19 protein-coding genes and 1 pseudogene are annotated in these 22,645 nt (G+C 63.0%); 7 read left to right on the top strand and 13 right to left on the bottom strand.

Annotated elements, in window-relative coordinates; genetic code table 11:
- Positions 1 to 17 precede the first annotated feature (17 nt).
- Positions 18 to 857: a cyclic nucleotide-binding domain-containing protein gene (locus QA645_RS24235; RefSeq protein WP_283044202.1), complete on the top strand. Its 840-nt coding sequence runs from the start codon at positions 18 to 20 to the stop codon at positions 855 to 857.
- 211 nt (positions 858 to 1,068) lie between these two features.
- On the opposite strand, the gene QA645_RS24230 is transcribed toward QA645_RS24235, so the two are convergent.
- Complete coding sequence (locus tag QA645_RS24230) at positions 1,069 to 2,643, bottom strand: winged helix-turn-helix domain-containing tetratricopeptide repeat protein (protein ID WP_283044201.1); 1,575 nt, start codon at positions 2,641 to 2,643, stop codon at positions 1,069 to 1,071.
- 158 nt (positions 2,644 to 2,801) lie between these two features.
- Here QA645_RS24230 and QA645_RS43365 point away from each other — a divergent pair, with 158 nt between their 5' ends.
- Positions 2,802 to 3,041 carry a DUF1127 domain-containing protein gene (locus tag QA645_RS43365; RefSeq protein ID WP_349253136.1) on the top strand — a complete coding sequence of 80 codons (240 nt, stop codon included), beginning with the start codon at positions 2,802 to 2,804 and terminating at the stop codon, positions 3,039 to 3,041.
- A 335-nt stretch (positions 3,042 to 3,376) separates the two neighbouring features.
- On the opposite strand, the gene QA645_RS24225 is transcribed toward QA645_RS43365, so the two are convergent.
- Positions 3,377 to 4,642, bottom strand: coding sequence for a lipoprotein-releasing ABC transporter permease subunit (locus QA645_RS24225; protein WP_283044200.1), 1,266 nt, complete (start codon positions 4,640 to 4,642; stop codon positions 3,377 to 3,379).
- 518 nt (positions 4,643 to 5,160) lie between these two features.
- Between QA645_RS24225 and QA645_RS24220 the strand changes: the two genes are divergently transcribed.
- Positions 5,161 to 5,334, top strand: a complete 174-nt coding sequence (locus QA645_RS24220; RefSeq protein ID WP_283044199.1) for a hypothetical protein — start codon at positions 5,161 to 5,163, stop codon at positions 5,332 to 5,334.
- A gap of 276 nt (positions 5,335 to 5,610) precedes the next feature.
- Here the strand turns inward: QA645_RS24220 and QA645_RS24215 are convergent, their stop codons facing one another.
- From QA645_RS24215 to QA645_RS24195, 5 genes are all read right to left on the bottom strand, one after another.
- Positions 5,611 to 6,111 (bottom strand): GrpB family protein, encoded by a 501-nt coding sequence (locus tag QA645_RS24215; protein WP_283044198.1) that lies wholly within the window; start codon positions 6,109 to 6,111, stop codon positions 5,611 to 5,613.
- A 125-nt stretch (positions 6,112 to 6,236) separates the two neighbouring features.
- Positions 6,237 to 6,851, bottom strand: coding sequence for an Isoquinoline 1-oxidoreductase subunit (locus QA645_RS24210; RefSeq protein ID WP_283044197.1), 615 nt, complete (start codon positions 6,849 to 6,851; stop codon positions 6,237 to 6,239).
- A gap of 11 nt (positions 6,852 to 6,862) precedes the next feature.
- The gene (locus tag QA645_RS24205; RefSeq protein WP_254131082.1) at positions 6,863 to 7,387 is read right to left on the bottom strand and encodes a (2Fe-2S)-binding protein; all 525 of its coding nucleotides are present in this window, start codon (positions 7,385 to 7,387) and stop codon (positions 6,863 to 6,865) included.
- Entirely contained in the window at positions 7,384 to 10,155 is a 2,772-nt protein-coding gene (locus QA645_RS24200; RefSeq protein ID WP_283044196.1) for a molybdopterin cofactor-binding domain-containing protein, read from the bottom strand. Before QA645_RS24200 ends, QA645_RS24205 begins: the two co-directional genes overlap by 4 nt.
- A gap of 189 nt (positions 10,156 to 10,344) precedes the next feature.
- A complete protein-coding gene (locus QA645_RS24195; RefSeq protein WP_283044195.1) occupies positions 10,345 to 11,433 on the bottom strand; it encodes a hypothetical protein in 1,089 nt (362 codons plus the stop codon).
- Positions 11,434 to 11,624: 191 nt separating this feature from the next.
- On the opposite strand from QA645_RS24195, the gene QA645_RS24190 reads away from it, so the two are divergent.
- On the top strand, positions 11,625 to 13,247 hold the full coding sequence (locus QA645_RS24190; RefSeq protein WP_254193419.1) for an ABC-F family ATP-binding cassette domain-containing protein: 1,623 nt from the start codon (positions 11,625 to 11,627) through the stop codon (positions 13,245 to 13,247).
- A 45-nt stretch (positions 13,248 to 13,292) separates the two neighbouring features.
- Here the strand turns inward: QA645_RS24190 and QA645_RS24185 are convergent, their stop codons facing one another.
- A complete protein-coding gene (locus QA645_RS24185; protein ID WP_283044193.1) occupies positions 13,293 to 15,506 on the bottom strand; it encodes an alkaline phosphatase family protein in 2,214 nt (737 codons plus the stop codon).
- A 254-nt stretch (positions 15,507 to 15,760) separates the two neighbouring features.
- On the opposite strand from QA645_RS24185, the gene QA645_RS24180 reads away from it, so the two are divergent.
- Positions 15,761 to 16,636, top strand: a complete 876-nt coding sequence (locus QA645_RS24180; protein WP_283044191.1) for an MBL fold metallo-hydrolase — start codon at positions 15,761 to 15,763, stop codon at positions 16,634 to 16,636.
- A gap of 95 nt (positions 16,637 to 16,731) precedes the next feature.
- Here QA645_RS24180 and QA645_RS24175 read toward each other — a convergent pair whose 3' ends face one another.
- The 4 genes from QA645_RS24175 to QA645_RS24160 form a co-directional block, all read right to left on the bottom strand.
- A complete protein-coding gene (locus QA645_RS24175) occupies positions 16,732 to 17,823 on the bottom strand; it encodes a type II asparaginase (RefSeq protein ID WP_283044190.1) in 1,092 nt (363 codons plus the stop codon).
- Positions 17,824 to 18,070: 247 nt separating this feature from the next.
- On the bottom strand, positions 18,071 to 18,319 hold the full coding sequence (locus tag QA645_RS24170) for a hypothetical protein (RefSeq protein WP_148777798.1): 249 nt from the start codon (positions 18,317 to 18,319) through the stop codon (positions 18,071 to 18,073).
- 95 nt (positions 18,320 to 18,414) lie between these two features.
- The gene (locus QA645_RS24165; RefSeq protein WP_283044188.1) at positions 18,415 to 19,299 is read right to left on the bottom strand and encodes a dienelactone hydrolase family protein; all 885 of its coding nucleotides are present in this window, start codon (positions 19,297 to 19,299) and stop codon (positions 18,415 to 18,417) included.
- A gap of 26 nt (positions 19,300 to 19,325) precedes the next feature.
- A complete protein-coding gene (locus QA645_RS24160; protein WP_283044187.1) occupies positions 19,326 to 20,288 on the bottom strand; it encodes an alpha/beta hydrolase in 963 nt (320 codons plus the stop codon).
- 125 nt (positions 20,289 to 20,413) lie between these two features.
- On the opposite strand from QA645_RS24160, the pseudogene QA645_RS24155 reads away from it, so the two are divergent.
- Positions 20,414 to 21,092: pseudogene (locus QA645_RS24155) on the top strand (nitroreductase).
- Positions 21,093 to 21,226: 134 nt separating this feature from the next.
- The gene (locus QA645_RS24150) at positions 21,227 to 21,430 is read left to right on the top strand and encodes a hypothetical protein (protein WP_254131091.1); all 204 of its coding nucleotides are present in this window, start codon (positions 21,227 to 21,229) and stop codon (positions 21,428 to 21,430) included.
- 55 nt (positions 21,431 to 21,485) lie between these two features.
- Here QA645_RS24150 and QA645_RS24145 read toward each other — a convergent pair whose 3' ends face one another.
- Positions 21,486 to 22,607, bottom strand: a complete 1,122-nt coding sequence (locus QA645_RS24145; protein ID WP_283053307.1) for an HD domain-containing phosphohydrolase — start codon at positions 22,605 to 22,607, stop codon at positions 21,486 to 21,488.
- Between the last annotated feature and the right edge of the window lie 38 nt (positions 22,608 to 22,645).

Genomic DNA, 22,645 nt, shown 5'->3' with positions numbered 1-22,645 from the left:
TGCATAGGGGTGATCCGATGAATTCCAATGCAGATCTTTCGACAATTCTGGACCGCATTCTTGATACAGCGGCGGACAATCTCAGGCTCGCAAAGATTCTCGTTCAAATGGGACTTGATCCCAACAACCTTACCTACGACGCGCTGTTTGATCGGCTGATTGAAATTGTGTTGACCAATATCACGCTCGCCAACATGTTCGCCTTGGTTGGCGCCATCTTCTTTGTCGCTACTTTGCTCATGCAAAGAATGGTCCCGCTGCGGGTCGCGAATATGGTCGGCTGCACATTCTTCGCAATTTCTTGCGTGCTTTCTGGGAGCGTCGCCAGCTTGCTGCTCTATCTGCTGCTGTTGCCAGTCAATGCCGTTCGCCTCCGTCAACTGCTCAAGCTCGTCAAGAAGGCGCGTAACGCGACGCAGGGTGACAGGTCGATGGAATGGCTGAAGCCATTCATGACCGAACGTAGATATCGCCGAGGCGACATACTTTTCAGGAAGGGGGATGCCGCTACGGAAATGTTTCTGACCGTCACCGGGAAGTTTCTCGCCAAAGAAATCGGCGTCGAGCTTCCGCCAGGGCGTCTCATGGGAGAGCTTGGCTTTCTCATGCCCAATAACCGACGAACCGCGACGGTCGAGTGCATGGAAAACGGCGAAGTCCTGGCCATAACTTATGAAAGGCTGCTTGAAATCTATTTCCAGAATGATCAGCAATTCGGCTATTATATCCTCGTCCTGACCAGCCGGCGCCTCCTGGAAAACAACCACCGCCTTCAGGAAAACATCTCGCGGCTGGAAGCAGCTCTCGGACAAGAGAACGCGGCGCGACAGACGGCAGGCGCGCGTGGAACGGCTTGAATGGCATTGACTGCTGTACCATTGGTGGCATGACTGTCGCCGCGCAGCGCGACTCTCGCGACGCAACGATGTCCGCTTCGGATCACAAGCCGCCGACGACCACTAGACGCGGCGACTGCCGCTCTAGGCCCCGAAGCGGACGTTCGCGCGTACTTACCCTCGCGCCTCATCGGTGTGCGAGCAGGGGGCTCAAGTGACCGGGCGCACGCGTTCATGGGGGGAGGCCTGCGATGTGGCAAGCCCGATTGATCCGTTCGAGGTGTTCCGGGATGTAAAATTGGGCGAGCTTGGGAATGAGTGTGGAGATGCGCAGCGCCGGCCTCGCTTCGACTAGGCGTGCACTGATCATCCGGGCTTCCTCGACACGTCCGGACATTGCGTGGCATGCCGCTAGAATAAATTGTGCGTTTAGATAGTTAGGCCGGTGCAACACAGCCGACTTGGCCCATGATGTCCCGTCTTCGTATCGATCTGCCAAGAAATGCGCGAACGCTATTCCGGTCTGCATCAAAAAAATAAACGGATCCATGGGGCTTAAGCGCCCCCCGGCATGGAACTGCTTAAGTGCCGCCTCTACGTTGCCGCGGCGAATGTGGTCCCAGCCGATCGTATACTGTGCGAGAGCCAGGCTTGGGTTAAGTTCATGCGCTCGGAAGACGAGGGCAACGCCTTCGTCGATCTCATATAGTACGGCGGCAATTGCCTGCCCAACCCTTACGAGTACGGTTGGATCGTCCTTATCGAGTTCAATCGCGCGCCTTGCAAACAGTCGGGTATCATTTCGTTCCTGATCCGCATCAACCGTCCAGCCGAAGACCTTGCGTTGCAGGTAGCAATAAGCACCAAGCGCGTGTGCTACCGCCAATCCGGGATCGATCTTGACTGCAAGCCGGGTCAGTCTGAGGGCTTCAATGTTTTGCTCGCGGGTGAATTGATAGAAGCTCGAGAGTGAACGAAGATAGTAGTCGTAGGCCTGAAGATTTTCGGTTGGCTTGCGCTTTGCGCGTTCTATCTCGGCACGCTCCAAGTGCGGAAAGAGTGCGCTAATCACGCTGCTCGTCACTTGGTCCTGCAGATCGAAGATGTCATTGAGTTGGCTGTCGAAACGGTCTGCCCAAAGATGGGCACCCGTCGTGGCCTCGATCAGCTGCCCGATAATGCGAACTCGGTCGTTGGATTTGCGCACACTGCCTTCGAGTACATATCGAACTCCTAGCTCGCGTCCGACCTGCCTGACGTCGACAGTCTTGCCCTTGTAGGTAAAAGTGGATTGTCGCGCGATGACGAACAGCGATTTGGATCGTGAGAGGCCGGTAATGATGTCCTCGACCATGCCTTCGGCGAAATACTCCTGCTCTGGATCGGAACTCAGGTTAATAAACGGGAGAACGGCTAGCGACGGTATGTCGGGAAGCGTGAGGGCACCCTTGGCCGTTTCTCCTTGGATTTCGGTTACTACCCCTGTGGAAGCGTTGTGAGCTTCTTGCACAGTGCCGATAAAGCGATAGCCTTTCCTCGGCAGCGTCTTGATCAACCGCTGCTTCTCCCCGGAATCGCCAATCGCGGAGCGAGCGGCATTCAGCCGGGTCGTCAGCGCGGCATCCGACACGCATCGCCCCTTCCAAATGGCTGCGATAAGATCGTCCTTGCAGACGACGCGCTCGCGGTTGCGGATGAGGTAGTCAAGCAGGTCAAAGGCTTGTGGCGTCAGGGCGACGACTTTTGTATCGCGGTATAGCTCGCGGCGGCCGGAATCCAGTTCGTAGTCTTCGAAGAGATAGCGCACGACGCGAAATCCCTTAAGCCGTCCCCGGTTAGGCCCGGCAACATTTGGAGGACGGAGAATAAGCTGCCCGTAAGGAAAATGTAAGCGACAGATTAAGCGTGCCGGGTCGGATCCTGGCAACTTGCCTGGGTGGAAACAAGGCACCCGAGGATGCTGCAATGAACACGTTTTACCAGACAGCGGGCTTGGTCCAGACGACAGCACAGCAAGGCAATGTCAGCGCTCTCAAGAATTGTTGGGACGCTTTTCAAGAGTGGCGGAAATGGGAGCGGCTGCGGCACGATCTTTATAATCTAAGTGATCGAGAGCTTATGGATATCGGGATCTCGTATGGCGAGATCGACTACGTTGCCTCGAATCGAAATACTGACCCGCGAGGAATACGTTCCGGATCATAAGCCGTTGATGCTGCGATTTTCACGTGGCCTCTAGGAAGCCGACGCATGGTGACTCGCCGCCACGCCCCATCACGGCGCCGGGCACGCCGCTCCCGTCTTCACCCAGCTCGTAGGATGGGTTGAGCCCTTGCGAAACCCATCGCCAACCTGACGCCTCTCGCCATGGCGAAGACCGCCTTCAGGCTGATCGCCCGCCCAGTCCATCGGATCGTGACCAAGTTCGGCGCGACGGTGAAACGAAGAGTATGCTTGACCGGGGTGGTACGCGGTCATGACGGAATGCCATCACAAGACGATAGCGATGGGTTTCGCAAGGGCTCAACCCATCCTACGAACTATCCTCCCTGTCGCAGCGCCTCGACGGGGTCGAGCCGCGCAGCGCGCCACGATGGGTAGAGCGTCGCGAGAAACGACAGGGTCAGTGCCATGGTCACGACTGCTGCGGTCTCGACGAGATCGATTTCTGCCGGCAGCTTGGACAGAAAATAAAGCTTCGGCGGAAATAGGTCGGTGCGCGTCAGCCAAGACATGATCTGTCGGATCTGTTCGATATTGGCGCAGACGAGGAGTCCGACGGCGAAGCCGACCAGCGTTCCCGCCACCCCGATCGAAGCGCCTGTTATCATGAAGGTCCGCATGATCGCGCCTTGCGAGGCGCCCATGGTCCTGAGGATGGCGATGTCGCTGCCCTTGTCTTTCACCAGCATGATCAGGCCGGACACGATGTTCAGTGCGGCCACCAGAACGATCAGGCTCAGGATCAGAAACATCACGTTGCGCTCGACCTCGAGCGCGCCAAAGAAGGTTGCATTGCGCTGCCGCCAGTCGACCAGGAAGACCGGTCGACCAGCCGCTTCCGCGACCGTCTTGCGAAACAGGTCGATCCGATCGGGATTGGCCGTAAACACCTCGATCGCGGTGACATCCTGATTGCGATTGAAGAAAGCCTGCGCTTCGGTGATCGGCATGAAGATGACACCTGCGTCGTATTCGGACATCCCAACCTCGAATATCGCCGCCACTTGATATTTCTTGACGCGCGGCATCATGCCCATCGGGGTGACTGCGCCGCGCTGTGCAACGATCGTGATGCCGTCACCGACATGGGCGGAGAGTTGATCGGCAAGGCCCTGACCGATGGCGACGCCCTGGCCCTCGTCAAAATGCTCAAGCGACCCATGCTTGATGCCGCCGGCGATCGAGGGCAGCTCGTTGAGGTCAGCCGCCCGAATGCCGCGCACCAGGACGCCGGAGGCGTTGGACGACGATGCCAGCGCAGGGCCGTCGACGACCGGGACCGCCAACCGGACACCCTGCGCCTGGCCGATGCGCTCGGCGACATCCTTCCAGTCCGTCAACGGCGTTTCGAGCGGCTGCACCACAAGATGCCCGTTGAACCCGAGGATCTTGCCGAGAAGTTCTGTGCGAAAGCCGTTCATCACCGCCATGACGATGATCAGGGTGGCGACCCCGAGCATGATGCCGAGAAACGAAAACCCGGCGATGACGGAGACAAACCCTTCCTTGCGGCGGGCGCGCAGATAGCGTGCCGAGAGCATCCACTCGAATGGTGCAAAGGGGCCGGCTTGCGGGGAATCCATCAACGTCTCGTCCGTCATCCGCTCTGACGGTCATTCTCTCCCGTTGTGATTGGATTTGCTAGAGTGGCGTGTTGCTTCATGGCGGCTGTATCCTCCGGGGCATGCACGTCGGACAGCGGCGATGCTGGGGGCGTCGCTGACAGAGGAGCGCAGCTTGCGGCCGCCCGCCTCGCTCAAGCTGATGGCATCTGCTCACAAAGTCGTCGCGTCCGCTTTGTCGTCAAAAGACGACATTAAAGCCTAGCGTCTGGATGTCGGCCTTGGCCCAATAACAGACTTCGACATGTGATGTTCTTGTTCGGCGATAGCATTTGCCGGGGCCCCAAGCTCAAAGCGTAGGTTAAGAGCTGAGAGGCTGTAAAGGATCACGCAGAACGCTTTGCGTGATGAAGCAACCTTCACGAGAACTTGAGACGATATCTACCTTAAGGGTAATGCCGCTATATTGAACGAGACTGCACGCCCGAGTACCGCTGATGTGCCAGCGACTAATTCAACCATCAGGAGAGGATTTCAGAATGCCCGAATCCACCTTGTTGCGTGTCAAGACCACAGCTGGAAGCACCGACAAAACTTACGATATTGGCAATCTGCCAACTGTGGTTGCGATTGTCGGCATCATCGTTTCGTTAGGTAACTTAGCTGTCGCCCTGGATACCCATTTCCATTGGTTTAAATGGGCGGTGCTCTAAGTAGCCTAGAGACGACTAAGGGCCGAAAGCGGGCAACAAAATTGGTCGATCAAAGGAACCCCTCATCGGGTAACGCGGGGTTTCAACGGGGATGCCTTGCCCCGTGTCGGCTTTGGGTCAGAAACACGTCGGTGTGGCCGCGGGAGCGCGATGTCCGGTCTGGCCCCGATTACGGTCGTGCCGAACGTCACATCCATCTTCGTCCGCGGGCCAACAGGCGACATGGTGTTGGTGCGCTTCGCGGCTCCGAAATTCATACGGAGACGCCAAACTCACTCAATCGAGGCCAGTCAGAATTTTGCTGATGAACGGCTCTTTCGCGGCGAGATACTCTTGGATGCCTCCCGCATTTGCCAGTTCCAGTTCAAGCTTTAGTTCTTGGTATCTCATTCGATCCGCTGGGTGTCGTCGCAGGTGCTCTCGAAATCGCAACATTCTGTCGATTTGCGCGTGACCTTCCCGGCAGATATGCAGCTTGTGAGTTCGGACACCGGCGACATCGCGTTTGAAGAAATGATGGCCCCGAGAAAGATCGCCTCCGCGTCGATAGCCCAACTCTTCAAACGATCGGGTCCAATCTTCGACCGCTCCGTCGAGAGTGATCACCGCAAGTATGTCGATTTCGCCTTTCGCGGCTAGTTCGGGCACGGCGGTGCTTCCAACGTGATGGATTTCCACCAGAGTTGGCCCGAAGATAGGTCGCAGGCGCGCTTCCTCGTTCGCATATTCCAGCGGCCACCTTGGATCATAAGGCCGTATCGGGCTAGTGAGCGGCATGCGCGAAATCCTAGCCGAGATGCAGCCCGGCGAAAAGAACCGCCGCTGGCATTAGTCCTCGGTGCCGGCCAAGAGGGGCTTCCGCCTTAACCCGGAAGCCGACGTTCAAGAACGCCCACGCCCGATCACGGCGCCGGGCACGCCGCTCCCGTCTTCACCCAGGCCTCCACCAATGCGCCGGCCTGCTCCTGTGTGCCCGGTGCAGGCGCGCGGCCGAAGCCGGGCTTCCAGGCCCAGCCGACGAGGGTGTCCTTGCCGATGTGGTCGATCAGCGCTTCCACTTTGCGGCCGCCGTTGCGCAAGGGGTCTCTGATCTGCTCGCAGATCTCGCCGACCGTCTTGCCTTCCCAGGCCATCTCGCGCGGGGCGAGGTGCCATTCGGGATGGCCGGGAATGCGGCCGGGCTCGAAATTGGCCTTCTGGTGGCAGGTGTGACAGCGCATCGCCTCGAGGCCGTGCCCGTCGGCGCCGCGCGTCACCGGCGGCTGATGGAGGCGGGGATTGTCGCCCTGGCGCGGGCTGTCGCCGGCCGGATGGCAGTTGGTGCAGCGTGGATGCGTCAGCACCTTGCCGAGCTCGGTGAAGATCGCGGCCGAGCGTTTTTCTGTGTCTGCGATGTTCGCAAAGCTTTCGGGCGAGGCGAGGCCGTGGCTCGCCGTATCGGACGCGGCGTAGCCGGCGCACAGGCTGCTCGTCAGCGCCGCCATCGCGGCCATGATCTTGATGCGCGTGGTGATCATCCCTTGCGCACTCATTTGGTGGCGACGAGATAGCGACTGGAATCGGCGAGGATCACGTCGCGCACCGCCTCGTGATATTTGATGTAGCCGGTGCAACGGCAGAGATGCCCGTCGAGCGCATCCGCAATGGTCTGCTCCAGTGCCTCGCGGGCGACAGGCGCGCGCGACAGGCGTTCGAGCAGCACCTGGCCCTCATTGAGGAAGCCGGCGGTGCAATAGCCGCACTGGAAGGCGAAGTGATCGATGAAAGCCTGCTGCAGGGCCGAGAGCTGGCCGTCCCTGGCGTGACCTTCCACGGTGCGGATCGACTTGCCGTCGAAATTCACCGCCGGCGCGACGCAGGTCGGGCTGGTGTAGCTCGTGCCATCCGGCTCGTCGACGATGATGGCGCAGCTCAGGCATTGCGCGGCGCCGCAGCCGAACTTGGTGCCGGTCATGCCGAGCATCTCGCGCAGAAAATCGTTCATCGAGAGATCGTCGCGGACATCCATCGGGCCATGTTTCTGGCCATTGATGGTGAGGCTGAGGGTCGTCACGCGAGCACTCCCTTCAGGAGGTTTGCAGTCACCGGCAGCGCGCGGAAACGGTGGCCGGTGGCGTCGTGGATGGCGTTGATCAGCGCCGGCACGATCGGGATCATCACGACTTCGGCCATGCCTTTCGGCGCTTCGTCCGGGGTGAGCGGCTTCAGCATCTCGATCTCGAGGTCGCGCAAGGGCAGGTCGGAGCCGCGCGCGACGAGGTAGCGGCCGAGATTCCACTCGCCGTTGCCGGGGCCGCCTTCGAACGGCGGCAGCGTTTCCAACAGCGCGTAGCCGACACCCATGGCGAAGCCGCCATGCGACTGGCCCATCACCACCTCAGGCACCAGCGCCGTGCCGCATTCGAACACGCTATAGGCCTTGGCGATGCGAAGCGCGCCGGAGGCACGTTCGATCTCGACGCGGACGAGCGTGCCGCACATCGAGGTGTAGGCGGTGCCGATGCGGTTGTTGTCGGTCGGCGGAAATTTGACGCTGATGCGGTTGATCCGTTCGAATTTGTCATTGCCGCGGCGGATCGCGAGCGCGTCGATCTCGGCGCGGTATTGCTCGCCGAACAGGGGGAAGCGCGCCCGCGACCAGGCCCAGCGCGAAAAACTATGCGCGACCGCGCCGGTGACGAAGCCGCGCGCATGTGCGGTCGCGGCAAGCGCCGGCAGCGCCAGCGGTTCGAGGCCGGGCATGGTGAGCTGGCCGTTCTGCCAGCTCGCATTGGCCCATTGTTTGGCGCGCGGATCGGTCCTGGGAATGCGCCACAGCTCCAGCGCCGCGGGCCACAGGCCGAAGCGGAAGATCACGCGGGCAGCTTCCGCCGAGGAGTGCGTGCCGACATGGGCGCCGATCGAGGCCGATGTCGCCGAGGAGATCGAGGGCACCCAGCGCGGATTGCGTTCCGCCGCATCCTGGGTCTTCTGGTCCATCGTGTAGGGATCGCCCGAAGTGACGAGGCCGAGCACGTCGTAGCTGTCGACGCGGGCGACCGAGACCTCGTCGGCGATGGCGCCGAGATGGACGGCGACCCGGTTCGCCAGCGCCGTGCCGATGCCGTTGCCCATCTCGACATGGTCGCAGAAGATCGCGATCTTGCCGTCGGCGCCGAGCTCGACGCGGCCGAGCGAGCAGTCCGCGCCGGAGCCATAATCCTTGGTGACGCAGGCCACACCCGTGCCGACCAGCCGATCGCCCGAGGTTTGCCTGAGCTCGGCGCGCTGCTGCCAGATCGAGTGCTTCTCGAGCTTGTCGAGAATCTCGGGCGTGCGTACCGAGACGATGTAGGGATTGCCGGTCATGGTCCGGCCGTTCTGCTTCAGTGCATTGCGGCGGCGGAATTCGATCGGGTCGAGCTTGAGCTCGCTTGCCGCTTCGTCGATCAGCGCTTCGAGCGCGGTCATGGTCTGCAGCGTGCCGTAGCCGCGCATCGAGCCGGCGGTGACGCCGCGCGAATGCAGCGCGATCGTGGTGACGTCGACCTTGGGGATGTCGTAGATGCCGATCGCGCCGGTCGCGGCGACCACCGCGACGTTGGCGGAGAAATTCTGAAGGCCGCCGCCGTCGAGCACGTGATCGGCGGCGAAGGCCTTGATCAGGCCGGTCGGACGGTCGATGCCGATCCGCGAGCGCATCTTGATCGGGTGGCGTTTGATGCCGCCCTGGAATTGCTGGTAGCGATCATGCGCGAGCCGCACTGGCTTGCCCGGGAAGCAGATCGCGGCGAGCGCGACGTACAGGATGAACGGCGTATGGTCGCGGCCGCCAAAGCCGCCGCCGACATGGGCGAACTGCGCGTTGATATGCGAGGGCTTGTAAGGCGCGCGCGCTTTGCCGAGCAGATGCGCCAGCGACTCCGCGGCCTCATAAGGCGACTGCACGCCGAGCACCAGCTCGAGATTGCCGCCTTTGCCGGCGTACCAGGCGAGCCCGCACTCCGGCTCCAGGAACATCGGGTCGACCGACTGCGTCTCGAACTCGCGGTCGAGCACGAGGAGAGAGGCGTTGTCCGCGGCGAGCTCGCTGCGGATCTGGTCGCCGAGCCTGGCCGCCTTGACGTAGCCGGCCGGCATGTCCTTGGCGAGCGGCGACCACACCGGCAGTGCGGCGTTCTGCACCTTCTTGGGCGAGACCCAGCCGGCCTGGATCGGCGAATAGACGTCGGGCTTGTCGGGCGAGGGGCCGGCGACGCGGGTGAAACGATAGGAGCCGTAATCGGGCGCGATCACCGGGCCGGTTTCCTCGCCGAACTTGACGAAGGTGCCGTCACGCAGCACGAGGCGCGCCTGATCGTAGGCGTCGAACTTCTCGAAGATCAGCAGCGCGACCGGCTGGCCGAGATAAAGCGGCGTCTTGCCGAGCGGGCAGAACAGATCGCCGGCATAGAATTCCGGCACCTCTGTGCCGATGCGGTCGAGATCGCTGGCGGTGACGACGACGGACGGCTTCAGCGGTCCCGACAGGCGGGCGAGGTCCATGCCGGTATAAACATGGGTGGCGTCATTGGCGCGCACCAGAATCGCGTGCGAGGTGGTCTGCGGCCAGCCGGGCATATCGTTGGCGCGGAAATCAGAGGCGTAGAGCTTTGCGCCGGTGACTTTGGCGACGCCGTCGACGCGGCCTGCGCCTTTTGTTGCTGGATTGAAATGTCCGCGGCCAGGCAGCGTCTCGTGTGACGCAAAGGGCGCGTTCGCCGCCGTCGCAAGGTGCGACAGGCTGACCGAGATGCCGCCTGCCGATAACCACTTCACGAACTCGCGTCGCGAAGGCCGCATGATCTCATCCTTGTACAAGGTCTTTCGGGGCTCACGATGCTGACGGCATCGCGACCACAGCTACGCGCCAACGCTGGCGTGAGGCTGTCATGATTCGCCCATGGGCGAATAGAACAGGGCGGCCGTTTACGAGAGGTGAAGGCGGCTGCGGCGAACGCAGCCGCCTCTCATCCGGCGCAACATCAAGCCCTATTTGAGGTCGGCGATGGTCGCGGGCCCGGGGCCGGGCGTGACCAGGGTCGGCCATTGCTTGGAGCCGAACGGGACCAGCGGCGGCAGGAACGGCGTCATGCCGCGCTTTGCTGTTTCGGTGATGATCGCGGCGCGCGCGTCGCCTCCCATCAGCTCGTAGTCCATCAGATGATAGTTGCCGAAGAACAGTGCGCCGACCGAGCGATCGGCGATGATCCGCGTCAGCGATTCCAGCATGTCCGCCGGCGTCGTGGTGAACGAGACCGTCTCGATCAGCAGCAGGCGCGTGTTGATGGCGTCGGGGCCGAAGAACTGGGCGAGCACGCTGAAGATCACGTTGTTCTGCCGCGCGACGTAGATGGTGTTGCTGGCGGCATAGGTCTTCTCCCAGTCGGGGCCGAGCTGCGCCTTCCAGTCGGCCAGCACGCCCATCCAGTGCGCGACCTGGGTCTGGGCCGCCCATGCGACGTTCCTGGCGAGGAACGGGGCCTGCTGCTTGCCGAAAGCCTCCAGCCTGGCGAACGGAATGACGCCGCTCGCAAGGCACTCGTCCATGAAGGCGATGTTGTTCTTCAGGATGGTGCGGTTGTTGTCGCGCCAGTCGGCCTGCATCGGCGTGGCGTCGAGGCTGTCCAGCGCCGACTGCATCCGGCTGCGGAAGGCCAGCATCGCGCCGCGCCAGGATTTGTTGTCGGGATTGTCGACATAGGGGCCGACCACCTCGGCCAGCGCCATGGTGCTGTGGCCGACCGATTTCAGCAGCTGATAGACGATCGGCACCTGCGGTGCGTCGAGCGGCGGCTGGCCCGGCCTATAGAGGATCAGCCGTCCGCCGGCGCCGGAGAACAGGCCGAGGATGACAGGGTGCTTGTCGAGGATGTTCTTCTGGAACACCTTGGCAGCATCGCCATAGAGCTCGAACATCGCCGTGTTCAGCGCAAGCACGTCCCTGGTGGCGACGTCGCCCGGCGCGGCGTTGGTCTTGCCGGAGATCGGCGCCATGTAGTCGGGCAGGGTCTGGGCGGTTGCGGCGCTGCCGCCGAGCATCAGTACGGCGGCCATGGCCAGGCCAAAGCGAGTTCTCATCGGTCGTCCCCCGGGTCACATCTCAGCTCTACGGACGCCCGTCGGAATCGCTGGGCGTCGCCACCCGCGCTTTTGGCCGAAAATTGCTAAGGATTTGTCAGGAGGGAACAAAACCCGGGCCCGGCCGGGCTTCCTTTGGCGGCCCGCATGGCCTATTACGCCGCAACGCAATAATTCCCCCAAAAGACCTCATGATCCGCCTCGACAACGTCAGCAAGCAAGCCGGCCACCAGATCCTGTTCATCGAAGCCTCCGCCGCCCTTAATAAGGGCGAGAAGATCGGCCTCGTCGGCCCGAACGGGGCCGGAAAGACCACCCTGTTCCGGATGATCGCCGGCGAAGAGTTGCCCGACGAAGGGCAGGTCTCGACCGATCGCGGCATCACCATCGGCTATTTCAATCAGGACGTCGGCGAGATGTCCGGTCGCAGCGCCGTGGCCGAGGTGATGAATGGCGCCGGTCCCGTCAGCGAGGTCGCAGCCGAGCTGCGCCAGCTCGAAGCCGACATGGCCGACCCCGACAAGGCCGACCAGATGGACGAGATCATCGCCCGCTATGGCGAGGTGCAGCACGCCTTCGAGGAGCTCGACGGCTACGCGCTCGACGGCCGTGCGCGCGAAGCGCTGTCCGGCCTCGGCTTCAGCCAGGAGATGATGGACGGCGACGTCGGAAAACTCTCCGGCGGCTGGAAGATGCGCGTGGCGCTGGCCCGCATTCTGCTGATGCGTCCCGACGTCATGCTGCTCGACGAGCCGAGCAACCACCTTGATTTGGAAAGCCTGATCTGGCTGGAAAAATTTCTGCACGATTACGAAGGCACGCTGCTGATGACCTCGCATGACCGCGAGTTCATCAACCGCGTGATCTCGAAAGTGGTCGAGATCGATTCCGGCTCGCTGACGACCTATACCGGCAATTACGAGTTCTACGAGCAGCAGCGTGCGCTGAACGAGAAGCAGCAGCAGGCGCAGTTCGAGCGCCAGCAGGCGATGCTCGCCAAGGAGATCAAGTTCATCGAGCGCTTCAAGGCGCGCGCCTCGCACGCCGCCCAGGTCCAGAGCCGGGTCAAGAAGCTCGACAAGATCGAGCGGGTCGAGCCGCCGCGCCGCCGCCAGTCGATTGCGTTCGACTTCCTGCCGGCGCCGCGATCGGGCGAGGACGTCGTTGCGCTCAAGGGTGTCCACAAGGGCTATGGCAGCAAGCGCATCTATGACGGGCTGGATTTCATGATCCGGCGCAGGGAGCGCTGGTGCGTGATGGGCGTCAACGGCGCCGGCAAGTCGACGCTGCTCAAGCTGATTGCCGGCGCAAGCGAGCCGGACCAGGGTACGGTGGCGGTCGGCGGCAGCGTCAAGATGGGCTATTTCGCCCAGCACGCGATGGATCTGCTCGACGGCGAGCGCACCGTGTTCCAGTCGCTGGAAGACCAGTTTCCGACTGCGGGGCAGGGGTCCTTGCGCGCGCTCGCCGGCTGCTTCGGCTTCTCCGGCGACGACGTCGAGAAGCGTTGCCGCGTGCTGTCAGGCGGCGAGAAGGCGCGGCTGGTGATGGCGAAGATGCTGTTCGACCCGCCGAATTTTTTGGTGCTGGACGAGCCGACCAACCATCTCGATCTCGCCACCAAGGAAATGCTGATCACGGCGCTGGCCGATTTCGAAGGCACCATGCTGTTCGTCTCGCATGACCGCCACTTCCTGGCGACCTTGTCGAACCGCGTGCTGGAGCTGACGCCGGAAGGCATCCACCAGTACGGTGGCGGCTACACGGAATACGTCGCGCGGACCGGGCAGGAAGCGCCGGGGCTGCGGAGCTAGCCGGGATGGGCGCCGATCGGCGCCCATCCGTGTCGCTCTCAATCGCTACCGCAAGATCTCGTTCAGCACTTCGCCATCGACACCGTGCGGCCTGACGCCCAGGATCTGCATGATGGTCGGGGCGACGTCGAGATTGTGCATGCGGCGGATCGTGGTGTTGTCGCGGATGCCGGGGCCGGAGGCGATGAAGGTCGCGCTCATCACCGGCAGCTTGGGATCGTGGCCGTGGGCCCCGTAGAAATTGGGCATCGACAGCGCGGTGGTGGCCGCGCTGAATGCGGCATCGCCGAGGCGGGCGACGCCGGGGTTCTGGATGCCGTCGAAATTGTAGCCCGGCGCCATCAGCGCGAACACATCGCCAAAGTCCTGGCCGATGGTCTTGCTGGTGCACTGCCCGAGCCCGGCCTCGCATTGCGCGGGACGGGTCTCGACCACGGTGAAGATCTTCCCGTTGTCGAGCGAGCCGTTGAATTTCGGGTTGGGGTCGACCGCGTTCTGCACGGCCGCGGTGATCTGCGCCAGCAGCGCCTGGTAGGTGGCGGGATCGACGGTGCCGCCTTGCTCGCGCTGTTGCAGGTTGATGTAGATGTTGGCTGCGGGACCTGAGGTGCGGATCGCTACCTTGGAGGTGTCGATGCTGGCGTTCTTCAGGATGTTGGTCATGCTGACCGAGGTGTGGAACGGCGCAAAACCGTGGTCGGACACGACGATGACGTTGCTGTCGGGGCCGGCCGCATCGGCGATCCGCTTCACCGCCTTGTCGGCGGTCTGATAGGCGAAGCGGATATAGGAGGCGTAGCGCGCGACCTTGGCCGGATCCTGGTTGGCGCCGATCGAGTTCGGGTCCTTCGGGTTGGTACCCTGACGGGGATCGGTGAGCAGGAACTGGTGCTCGGAGCCGTCGGGCTGCTCGATATAGACCATCACGAGGTCGGCGTCGGGATGGTTCTGGATCGCGCGCTCGCCGATCTCGGCCTGGTAGCGCACGAAGGTTTTCACCATGTCCTCGAACATCGCCTCGATCTCGACATCGGGGAAGTTGGTGAAGCCCGGGCTCAGCCGCTCCGGAATGCGGAAATCGGCCTGCGGGCGCCAGAACCCGATGCTGTTGTTGATGTCGTCGACATCGGCCAGCACCGGCGCGTTGCGCGGAATGTAGTTGGCGCCGTAGCGGGCAAAGCGCACCACCGAGAGATCAGGCGCGAGCTGCGAGACGAAGTACGCAGCGCCAACCTTCGCCCCGCTGCCGTCGAAAAAGAAAGGCGCGTTCTCGCCGCCGAACTTGACATAGGCAGGTCCAGTCGCCGGCGGCGCGAACGGTCCTGCCGTGATGCCGCGCGTGGCGTCGAAGAACACCAGCGTGTCGTAGTTCGCGACGTTGTCGTTGGTGGTGTCGAGTGCGGCAACGCGGATCGCGTATTTGAGGTCGAGCGTCGCCGCGCTGGTGCAGGTTGCGGTCGAGGCCGACGCGCAGGAGAAGCTCTCGATCGGATTTGTCGTCGCCAGCACCGGGCTGAACGAGAAGCGGCCGGCCGCCTGCAGCGCCGTGGCCACCGCCGCATCAGGGGTGAAGTCGGTCCGGGCCAGCGAAAAGCCCTGGGCGCCGAGCCCGCCGAAGGCGCCGAACGGCACGGTGTAGTCGGTGACGCGGATCGGCTGGGCCGGTTGCACCACGGTGCCGTTGATCGAGATGTCGGCGCCGTCGCCCCCCGGCCAGGTCGCGGTGACGACTTTCTTGCCCTGTTGGCGCAACTGCACCCACAGCGGCGAGGCCGTCGGCCGTGACGTGGGGCCGAGCGGGCTCTCGCGATAGCCGCCGATCGGCGCGGCGAAACCGCTGAGGCTCGAGGTGGCTGGCCCGACGATCGCCTGGAAGGTGTTGGAGGGGATGTCGTTGTGAACGGCGGTCGAGCCGGTCGCGATCTCGATATGCGAGACCGCGGTGAGCGAGGGCGAGGCCGTGATGTTCTGCACGGCAATCGCGCCATGGCGGCTCAGTCGCGCCAGCCCGCCGTCGCGCGGCAGCACGCCTTCCGCGATGAATTGCTGAATGAAATCGGGCTTGGCCCCGTCGAGCGAGATCAGCACCACCGGCGGCGAGCGATGCCCGTGGTGCCTGCCGTGATCGTGGTCACGCGAATTGTCGGAACCGCGGTCGCGGCCGTTATCCTCGTCGGCATGGGCAGGCATCACAGTGCCGGCCAGCGATGCCGCGAGCGAGAGCGACGAAATCAGCGAGAAAACTTTCTTCTTGTCCACGTGCAGCCCCGTGTTTTGCTTCGCGCAATCTGTGCGCGTTTCACCTGGAATGACACGTGGAGTATCGAGTGCGGCCGACGACGCGCGTGTGACGCTTGAGCGACGCATGCGCGTCGGCGCGAGGATGTTGTCGCAAGAGTCCAACCCAACCTCAGTCGCGCGCGCGAGGGGAACTCGGCAACGCAGGCCTGCGCTTAGGCGCCTTGAACGCTGCGAACCCGTTCGTTACGCTTGAGAAAAATCAGGAGAGGCGCGTGAAGCAGTTGAGGATCGGCGACATCACCATCGATGCGGTGATCGAGCGGGAAGGGCCGTGGCGGCGGCCGCAAGATTTTTTCCCGGCTTATGACGACGGCGTGTTCAAGCACCATCTGCCGACGATGGAGCCGGAGGTGTTCGACCCCGCGCGCGGCATGATGGTCATCACCTATCAGACCTTCGTCGTGCGCACGCCACGCTACACCATCCTGGTCGACACCTGCACCGGCGAGGACAAGGGCCATCCGCCGCCGTTCGACTTTCCCGGCAAGGAGCGCTGGCGCAACGAATTGTTCGCGCTCGGCATTGGCTTCGAGCAGATCGACTACGTCTTCTGCACGCATCTGCACATCGATCACACCGGCTGGAACACCACCTTGCGCGACGGTCGCTGGGTGCCGACATTCCCGAACGCGAAATACGTCTTCCACAAGGGCGAGTACGCGGCCTGGGAGGCCGAGAATGCCAAAGGCAACAACCCTCCCGGCACGGTGTTTCGTGACAATTGTCTGCCAATCGTCGAGGCGGGGCAGGCGCTGCTGGTCGACGACGATTATGCGCTCGACGACACCGTGACGCTGACCCCGACGCCCGGGCATTCGCCCTGCCATTGCTGCGTGAATATCTTGTCGAAGGGCCAGCGCGCGGTGGTCGCCGGCGACCTCATGCATCACCAGATCCAGTGCCGCGAGCCGGACTGGTCGGCGAAACCCGATTGGGATGCAAAGCAGTCGGCGGTGTCGCGACGGAAATTTTTCGCCTCGGTCGCGGACACCGATACGCTGATCCTGCCGATCCACTTTCCGGCGCCGACGGTCGGCCTGATCAAGCCGCTCGGCGCCGCGTTCGACTACCGCTTCAAGCGGGAGTAGGGCCGTTTCTCCCCGTCATGTCCAGGACAAGCCCGGCCATGACGAAGTCGTGGAGCGTCCGTAAGTCGCGCTACGGCGACCGCGCTTCGGATGCTCTAATACGCGTAGAACATCCGCTGGATTTCCTTGGTGTCGGTCGTCTTGGTCAGCGCCAGCATCAGCAAGATGCGCGCCTTTTGCGGATTGAGCGTATCCGAGACGACGAAGTCGTGTTCGTCGTCCTTGGCCTCGCCATTACGCGCGACGATGCCGTTGCCGACGCGGCTGCTGCGAACGATCACGACACCCTTCTTGCGCGCCTCGTCGAGAGCCGGCTCGACCGCGGGCCGGGCGAGGCTGCCGTCGCCCACGCCGGCATGCACGATCCCCTTGGCCCCGGCGGCGACGAATGCGTCGACCGCGACCCGGTTCATGTTGGCATAACCGTAGACGATATCGACCTGCGGCAGCGTATCGAGGTTGGACACGTCAAATTCGGAATCGGCCGTATGCCGGCGCGTCGATTGACGATAGAAGTACGGCCTGTTTCCCTGCATGTAGCCGAGAAAGCCGAGCTCAGGCGTGCGGAAAGTGTCGGCCGTGGAGGTGTTGTTCTTGGTGACCTCGCGCGCCGCATTGATCTGATCGTTGAGAGCAACCAGCACGCCCTTGCCGACCGCCTCCTCACTGCCTGCGAGGATCACCGCATTGAACAGGTTGATCGGTCCGTCCGCGCTGATCGCGGTCGACGGCCGCATCGCGCCGACGATGACGACGGGCTTCTTGCTCTTGACCACGAGATCCAGGAAATAGCTGGTCTCCTCGATCGTATCGGTGCCGTGCGTGATGACGATCCCGTCGACGTCGTCCTGCGCGAGCAGCGTGTTGACGCGCTTGGCAAGCTTCAGCCAGTAGTCATTGTTCATGTTCTCGCTGGCGATCTGGAAAACCTGCTCGCCCTTGACGTTGGCCACCGTCTTCAGTTCGGGTACCGCGTTCAGCAGGGTCTCGATGCCCACCGTGGCCGCGGTGTAACCGACCACGGTCGTACTGCTTGCCCCGGTGCCGGCGATGGTGCCGCCGGTTGCCAGAACCATGACGTTGGGCAGACCGACGCCCCTCGCGTTCGCGACGTCAAAGTTGATGAGCAGCGCGAACAGCAAGCTCACTGTCGCCATGATCGGATGATGCACTCGAAGTTGCCACATCTTGACGTCCCTTTCCTGGAAAGCCTGGTCGATGCGCCCCATTTCGCTCAGCACGCCATGATCCGTCAGCCGACGGCGTCTGTCTAGGGTTGTAATGTCGAGGGATGATTTGATTGCGGTGCGCGGCTCGCGCGGGGAGGCGGCTTGTCGTCATGCCCGGGCAGAAGCGCGAAGACGCGCTTCTGCCCGGCCATGACGGAGTTCGTTTGCTGACTGCCCGCTAAAGCGGCAGCGAATTCGTAGCGCCTTACGCGCCCATCTCGCACTTCTTCATGAAGCTGTTCTTGGCGGCGCCGGCGAGCGCCTTGCCGTCGGAGCCGACGGCCTTGGGCGTGCAGGCGTCTTCCTTGCACTTCTTCATGAACGAGGTCTTGGCCGCTCCGGCGAGCGCCTTGCCGTCCTTGCCGACCGCCTTGCTCTCGCAGGTGTCGTCGGCAAGGGCCGAGCCTGCTGCAAAGGTGGCAACGATCGCAGCCAGGAAAATTCGCTTCATCATGGGTGTCTCCCTAAACCAAAAAGATGGCGCTGCGAATTGGAGCGCGGAATCGTGGCGCAATCAAGCAGGATCGCGGTGCGGTATCGGTCCTCGCTTCATTTTTTCCAGCGGTCGAGGATGCCGGCGGCCCTGACGAGGGCATCGTTCATGGCCGCCTGATTGCCCAGCGCGGATTGCCGCCGCGACGACGGCTCGTCGAAATCATGCGTGGCGCCGGGATAGAGGGTGACGTCGACGGGGCTGCCCGCCTGCCGTGAGCGCTCGGCGACGCGCTGGCAGATCGCGGGCGAGACCTCCTCGTCGTCGGCGCCCAGGAACATCGCGATCGGCGCCGTGGTCGAGATGGTCGATGCGAGCAGGGCGGTCTGTCCGCAGCCCGGATAAAACACCAGTGCGCCGCGATAGCCCGGCGGATTGCCCTGCTGGCTTGCTTGCCGGATCATCACGTTCAGCGCGGTGCTGCCGCCATTGGACCAGCCTTGCAGATAGATCCGGCCGGCGAGGACGTCGCTGCGGCCGCGCAGATAAGCGAGCGCGCCTTCGGCGTCGAGCGGGCGCACGTCGGTTTCGTTGACGTCGGCGCGGTCGGGGTCGCCATGGGTGAAGCGGCCAAAGCCATAGGCCTTGCCGCGCGGGCCAAAACTGTCCGGCAGCAAAGCGAGGTAGCCGCGCGCCGACCAATATTCACCCCACATCGCATGACGCTTCGACAAGGTGTTCGCATTGCAGGGTGAGGTGGTGCCGGCGCCAACGAAGGTGCAATCTTCATTGTCATTGCTGGAGTACGGTCCGCCGCGCCCGTGCAGCATGACGATGGCGGGCCAGGGGCCGGGCGTGCCCGGCTGGAACAGATAGGCGGTGAGCGCCGTGCGGTCGTCGGCGCTGCGGAAATAGACGGTCTGGGGCGCGGCCGCGACGGCGTGTATCGACAGCAGCAGGGCTGCGATCAGGCTGACGATACGGACCAGATGAGGTCGCAATTCGAATCCGCCGGGCCGCAACGCGATCAGACCCCGCGCGCGAGCAAGGCCTTGAAGTCGGCGCGTGCACGCTGTGCTTCGGCACGGGCGACATCGGAGGCGTCCCCGAGCCCGAAATAGCCATGGATCAGGCCGGCGCCCTCGTGATGCTTCACCCGTACGCCGGCCGTCTCCAGCGCCCGCGCATAGGCTGTGCCTTCGTCGCGGAGCGGGTCGTACCAGGCGGTGGTCACGATCGCGGGGGCGAGGCCTGCGAGCGAGGCGGCACGCAGCGGCGAGACCCGCCAGTCGGCGGCGTGACCGGCATCGGCGAGATAATGGCCGGCGAACCACTCCATGACGGCACGCGAGAGGAAGTAGCCATCTGCATTTTCGGCGCGCGACGGAAAGCGCGCGTTCTCGCGCGCGTCGGCATAGGAGCCCACGACATCGGTGACGGGATAGACCAGGAGCTGCGCGGCGAGCTTGATGCCGGAATCGCGGCAGGCGATCGCAGTGGCGGCCGCCAGATTGCCACCGGCACTGTCACCGGCAACGCCAAGACGCCTGGCATCCCCACCAAATTCCGCAACGCGGTTGAACACGTCGCTCGCAGCATTGAAGGCGTCGTCGAAGGCGCCGGGAAAGCGTGTCTCCGGCGGGCGACGATAGTCGACGGAGACCACGACCGCGCCGGTCTCGATCGCAAGATTGCGCGCCTGTCGGTCGTGGGTCTCGAGGTCACCCGCAACCCAGCCGCCGCCGTGGAAGAACACAACGGTGGGCGCGGGCGCACTGCCGACGCGATAAACGCGTGCATCGAGCGGGCCGGCGCCGCCCTTCACCTTGATATCCTGCACGGCGTCGACGGGCGGCGGCGGGACGGCGGCACGTGAGGCAGCCAGTGCACGCAAGGAATCGCGGGCGCTCTGTGGCGTCATCGTCGTGGGATCGCGCAGCGGCAGCAGCGGAATGATCTGGGCGATGACGGGATCGAGCGGCGCGGCCATGGTAGGGTCCTTACAGGGTTTTTGGTCTTGCTTGCGGGGTATCATAGATTTCGCGCGCCGCATCGGCAACCGGAGACGTGTTGCAGATGTCATGCAGATGAATGAACGGGCAGGGAGGTCCTGAGGTGGAATTCGAAACGCTGGTCCAGTCGCGCCGCAGCGTGCGCGGCTTCAAGCAGCGGCAGGTATCCCGCGCCGTGGTCGAAGCGATCATCGAGAGCGCCAAGCGCGCACCGTCGTCGATGAACACCCAGCCCTGGCATGTTCACGTGCTGACCGGCGCGCCGCTAGAAGAAAGTGCGCCGCCGCAACATGGAGGAGATGATCGGGGGCGCAAAGGTCAAGCGCGACATCATCAGCCATGGCGAGTATCAGGGCATCCATCGTAGCCGCCAGGTCGACATCGCCAAGAAGCTGTTCGGCGCGATGGGGATTGCGCGCGACGACAAACCGATGCGGCAGGATTGGGTGCTGCGCGGCTTCCGCCAGTTCGACGCGCCGGTCTCGCTGGTGCTCACCTATGACCGCGTGCTCGATCCCGGCGCCGTCTGTCATTTCGATCTCGGCGCACTCTGTTACGGCATCGTGCTGGCAGCCTGGGACCGCGGGCTCGGCTCTGTCATCAACGGGCAGGGCATCATGCGCTCCGACATCGTGCGCGAAGTCGCAAAGATCCCGGAAGACGAAGTCATCATGACCTGCGTTGCGATGGGCTATCCCGACGACAACTTTGCCGCGAATGCCGTTCGTTCGGATCGCGAGGGTAATGACGAGTTCGTCCGCTACGTCGGTTTCGCCGACTGACATCGAGAGGTCGGAGGCGATTATTCCGTCACGAAATTTTTCGTGCGGACTCGTTACGGCCTCTTGCAATCTCTTCCGTGCAGGAGGAACAATACGCGGACTCAAAGGTTTGTTGCTGGCGCGAGGGAATTGACATGCGGCGGCTGGCTAGCCTGGTTCGATGGTTCTTCGGCCCGCGGGTGCGTGGTCCGATCGATGATGATCCCAGCCTTCCCTTCACTCCTGAAGAGTTCAGCAGGCTGGTTCGCAGTGGCCGGCGCGAGGATATGAAGCTGCTTGCCGAAGGGTTGGCCTCTCGTTCAATTCCGCGCCGCATCAAATACCGCGCTACGCATTAAAGCGCGTTGAGATCGGGATGAATCGCCGTCGTCCTTCAGGTTGTTGGGCGCGCGCTCAGCGTGAGAGTGCGACCTCCTTGAAGGATGTGACCAGCGCCTTTTCCAGCTTTCCGGTCATGCCGCAGAGAATTTGATAGGCCTCGTTGCGCGGCATCGTCGGCTTGTAGTGCCGGTGCTCGATCAGCGCGGCGAAGATGTCCGAGATCGTGAGAATACGCACGATATCGTTGATGCTCTCGCCGGCTAGCGCATCCGGATAGCCGCTGCCATCGAGATATTCATGGTGATGCCGGACGGCATCGAGAATTTCCGGCGTGATCTGCTCGTGATCCTTCAGGAACTCGTAACCCGCCGTCGGGTGGGTTTCGATCATGGTGCGTTCCTCGGGATCGAGGCGGCCGGGTTTGTCGAGGATCGCAAGCGGGATCTGCGCCTTGCCGATGTCGTGGAACATGGCGGCCGTGTACATGCGCTCCAGATCCATTCGTCCGACGCCGAGACTGAGTCCGAAGTCGATGGCAACGCCGGTCACGAGCAAGCAGTGCTGATAGGTTCCCTCATGGTGGCGCCGTACCGTCGTGAGCCATTCCGTCAGGCCATGCTCGGTGATGCGGTCGGCAATCTGGCGTCCGGCTTCCTTGGTGCCGTTGACGTCAAGGGGCTGGCCAAGTGTCACGGCCGTGAACATCGATGCGATGGCGGTGGCAGCTGTCTCGACGGCGTTGTCCGGCCGGGGCGAACCGCCCGATGAGTCCGCGGCCGGCTCGACCGGATCGGCCAGTGCCGCCAGCAGCTTGGTCTTGTTGAGCGGACCGGGAAGCACGAGCGTCGCGCCGAGCGCATAGGCTTGCGAGATGCAGACATGCGAGGAGTGCTCGACGAGGAAGATGCGCTTGGCGGCCTTTGCCAGCCTGGCGGACCGTTTCTTGATCGCCGCGATATTGTCGACGTCGCGCAACTCCGCGCGGATGACGATGGCGAACGGCGCCTGAGACAGCTTGGCTTCCGCGTCGAGCCGTTCGCCCGCAACGGCGAATTGCTGTTCGAGAGCCGAACAGATGCCTGACAATTTGTCGGAGGAATCCGCCAGCACATGCACGAAGGGGCGTGCCGATTGCGCCGTTCGGATGCCGCCGTCGCCTTTGATGGGGCTGGTGATGGGTCGCGCGTTCTGCACGGGTGACATGGACTTTACTGAGGTACTGGAATTGAACG

It is taken from the genome of Bradyrhizobium sp. CIAT3101 (assembly GCF_029714945.1).
Taxonomy (GTDB): Bacteria; Pseudomonadota; Alphaproteobacteria; order Rhizobiales; family Xanthobacteraceae; genus Bradyrhizobium.
The sequence above is the reverse complement of the archived record's forward strand: the minus strand, read 5'-3'. Positions and strand labels throughout refer to the sequence as shown.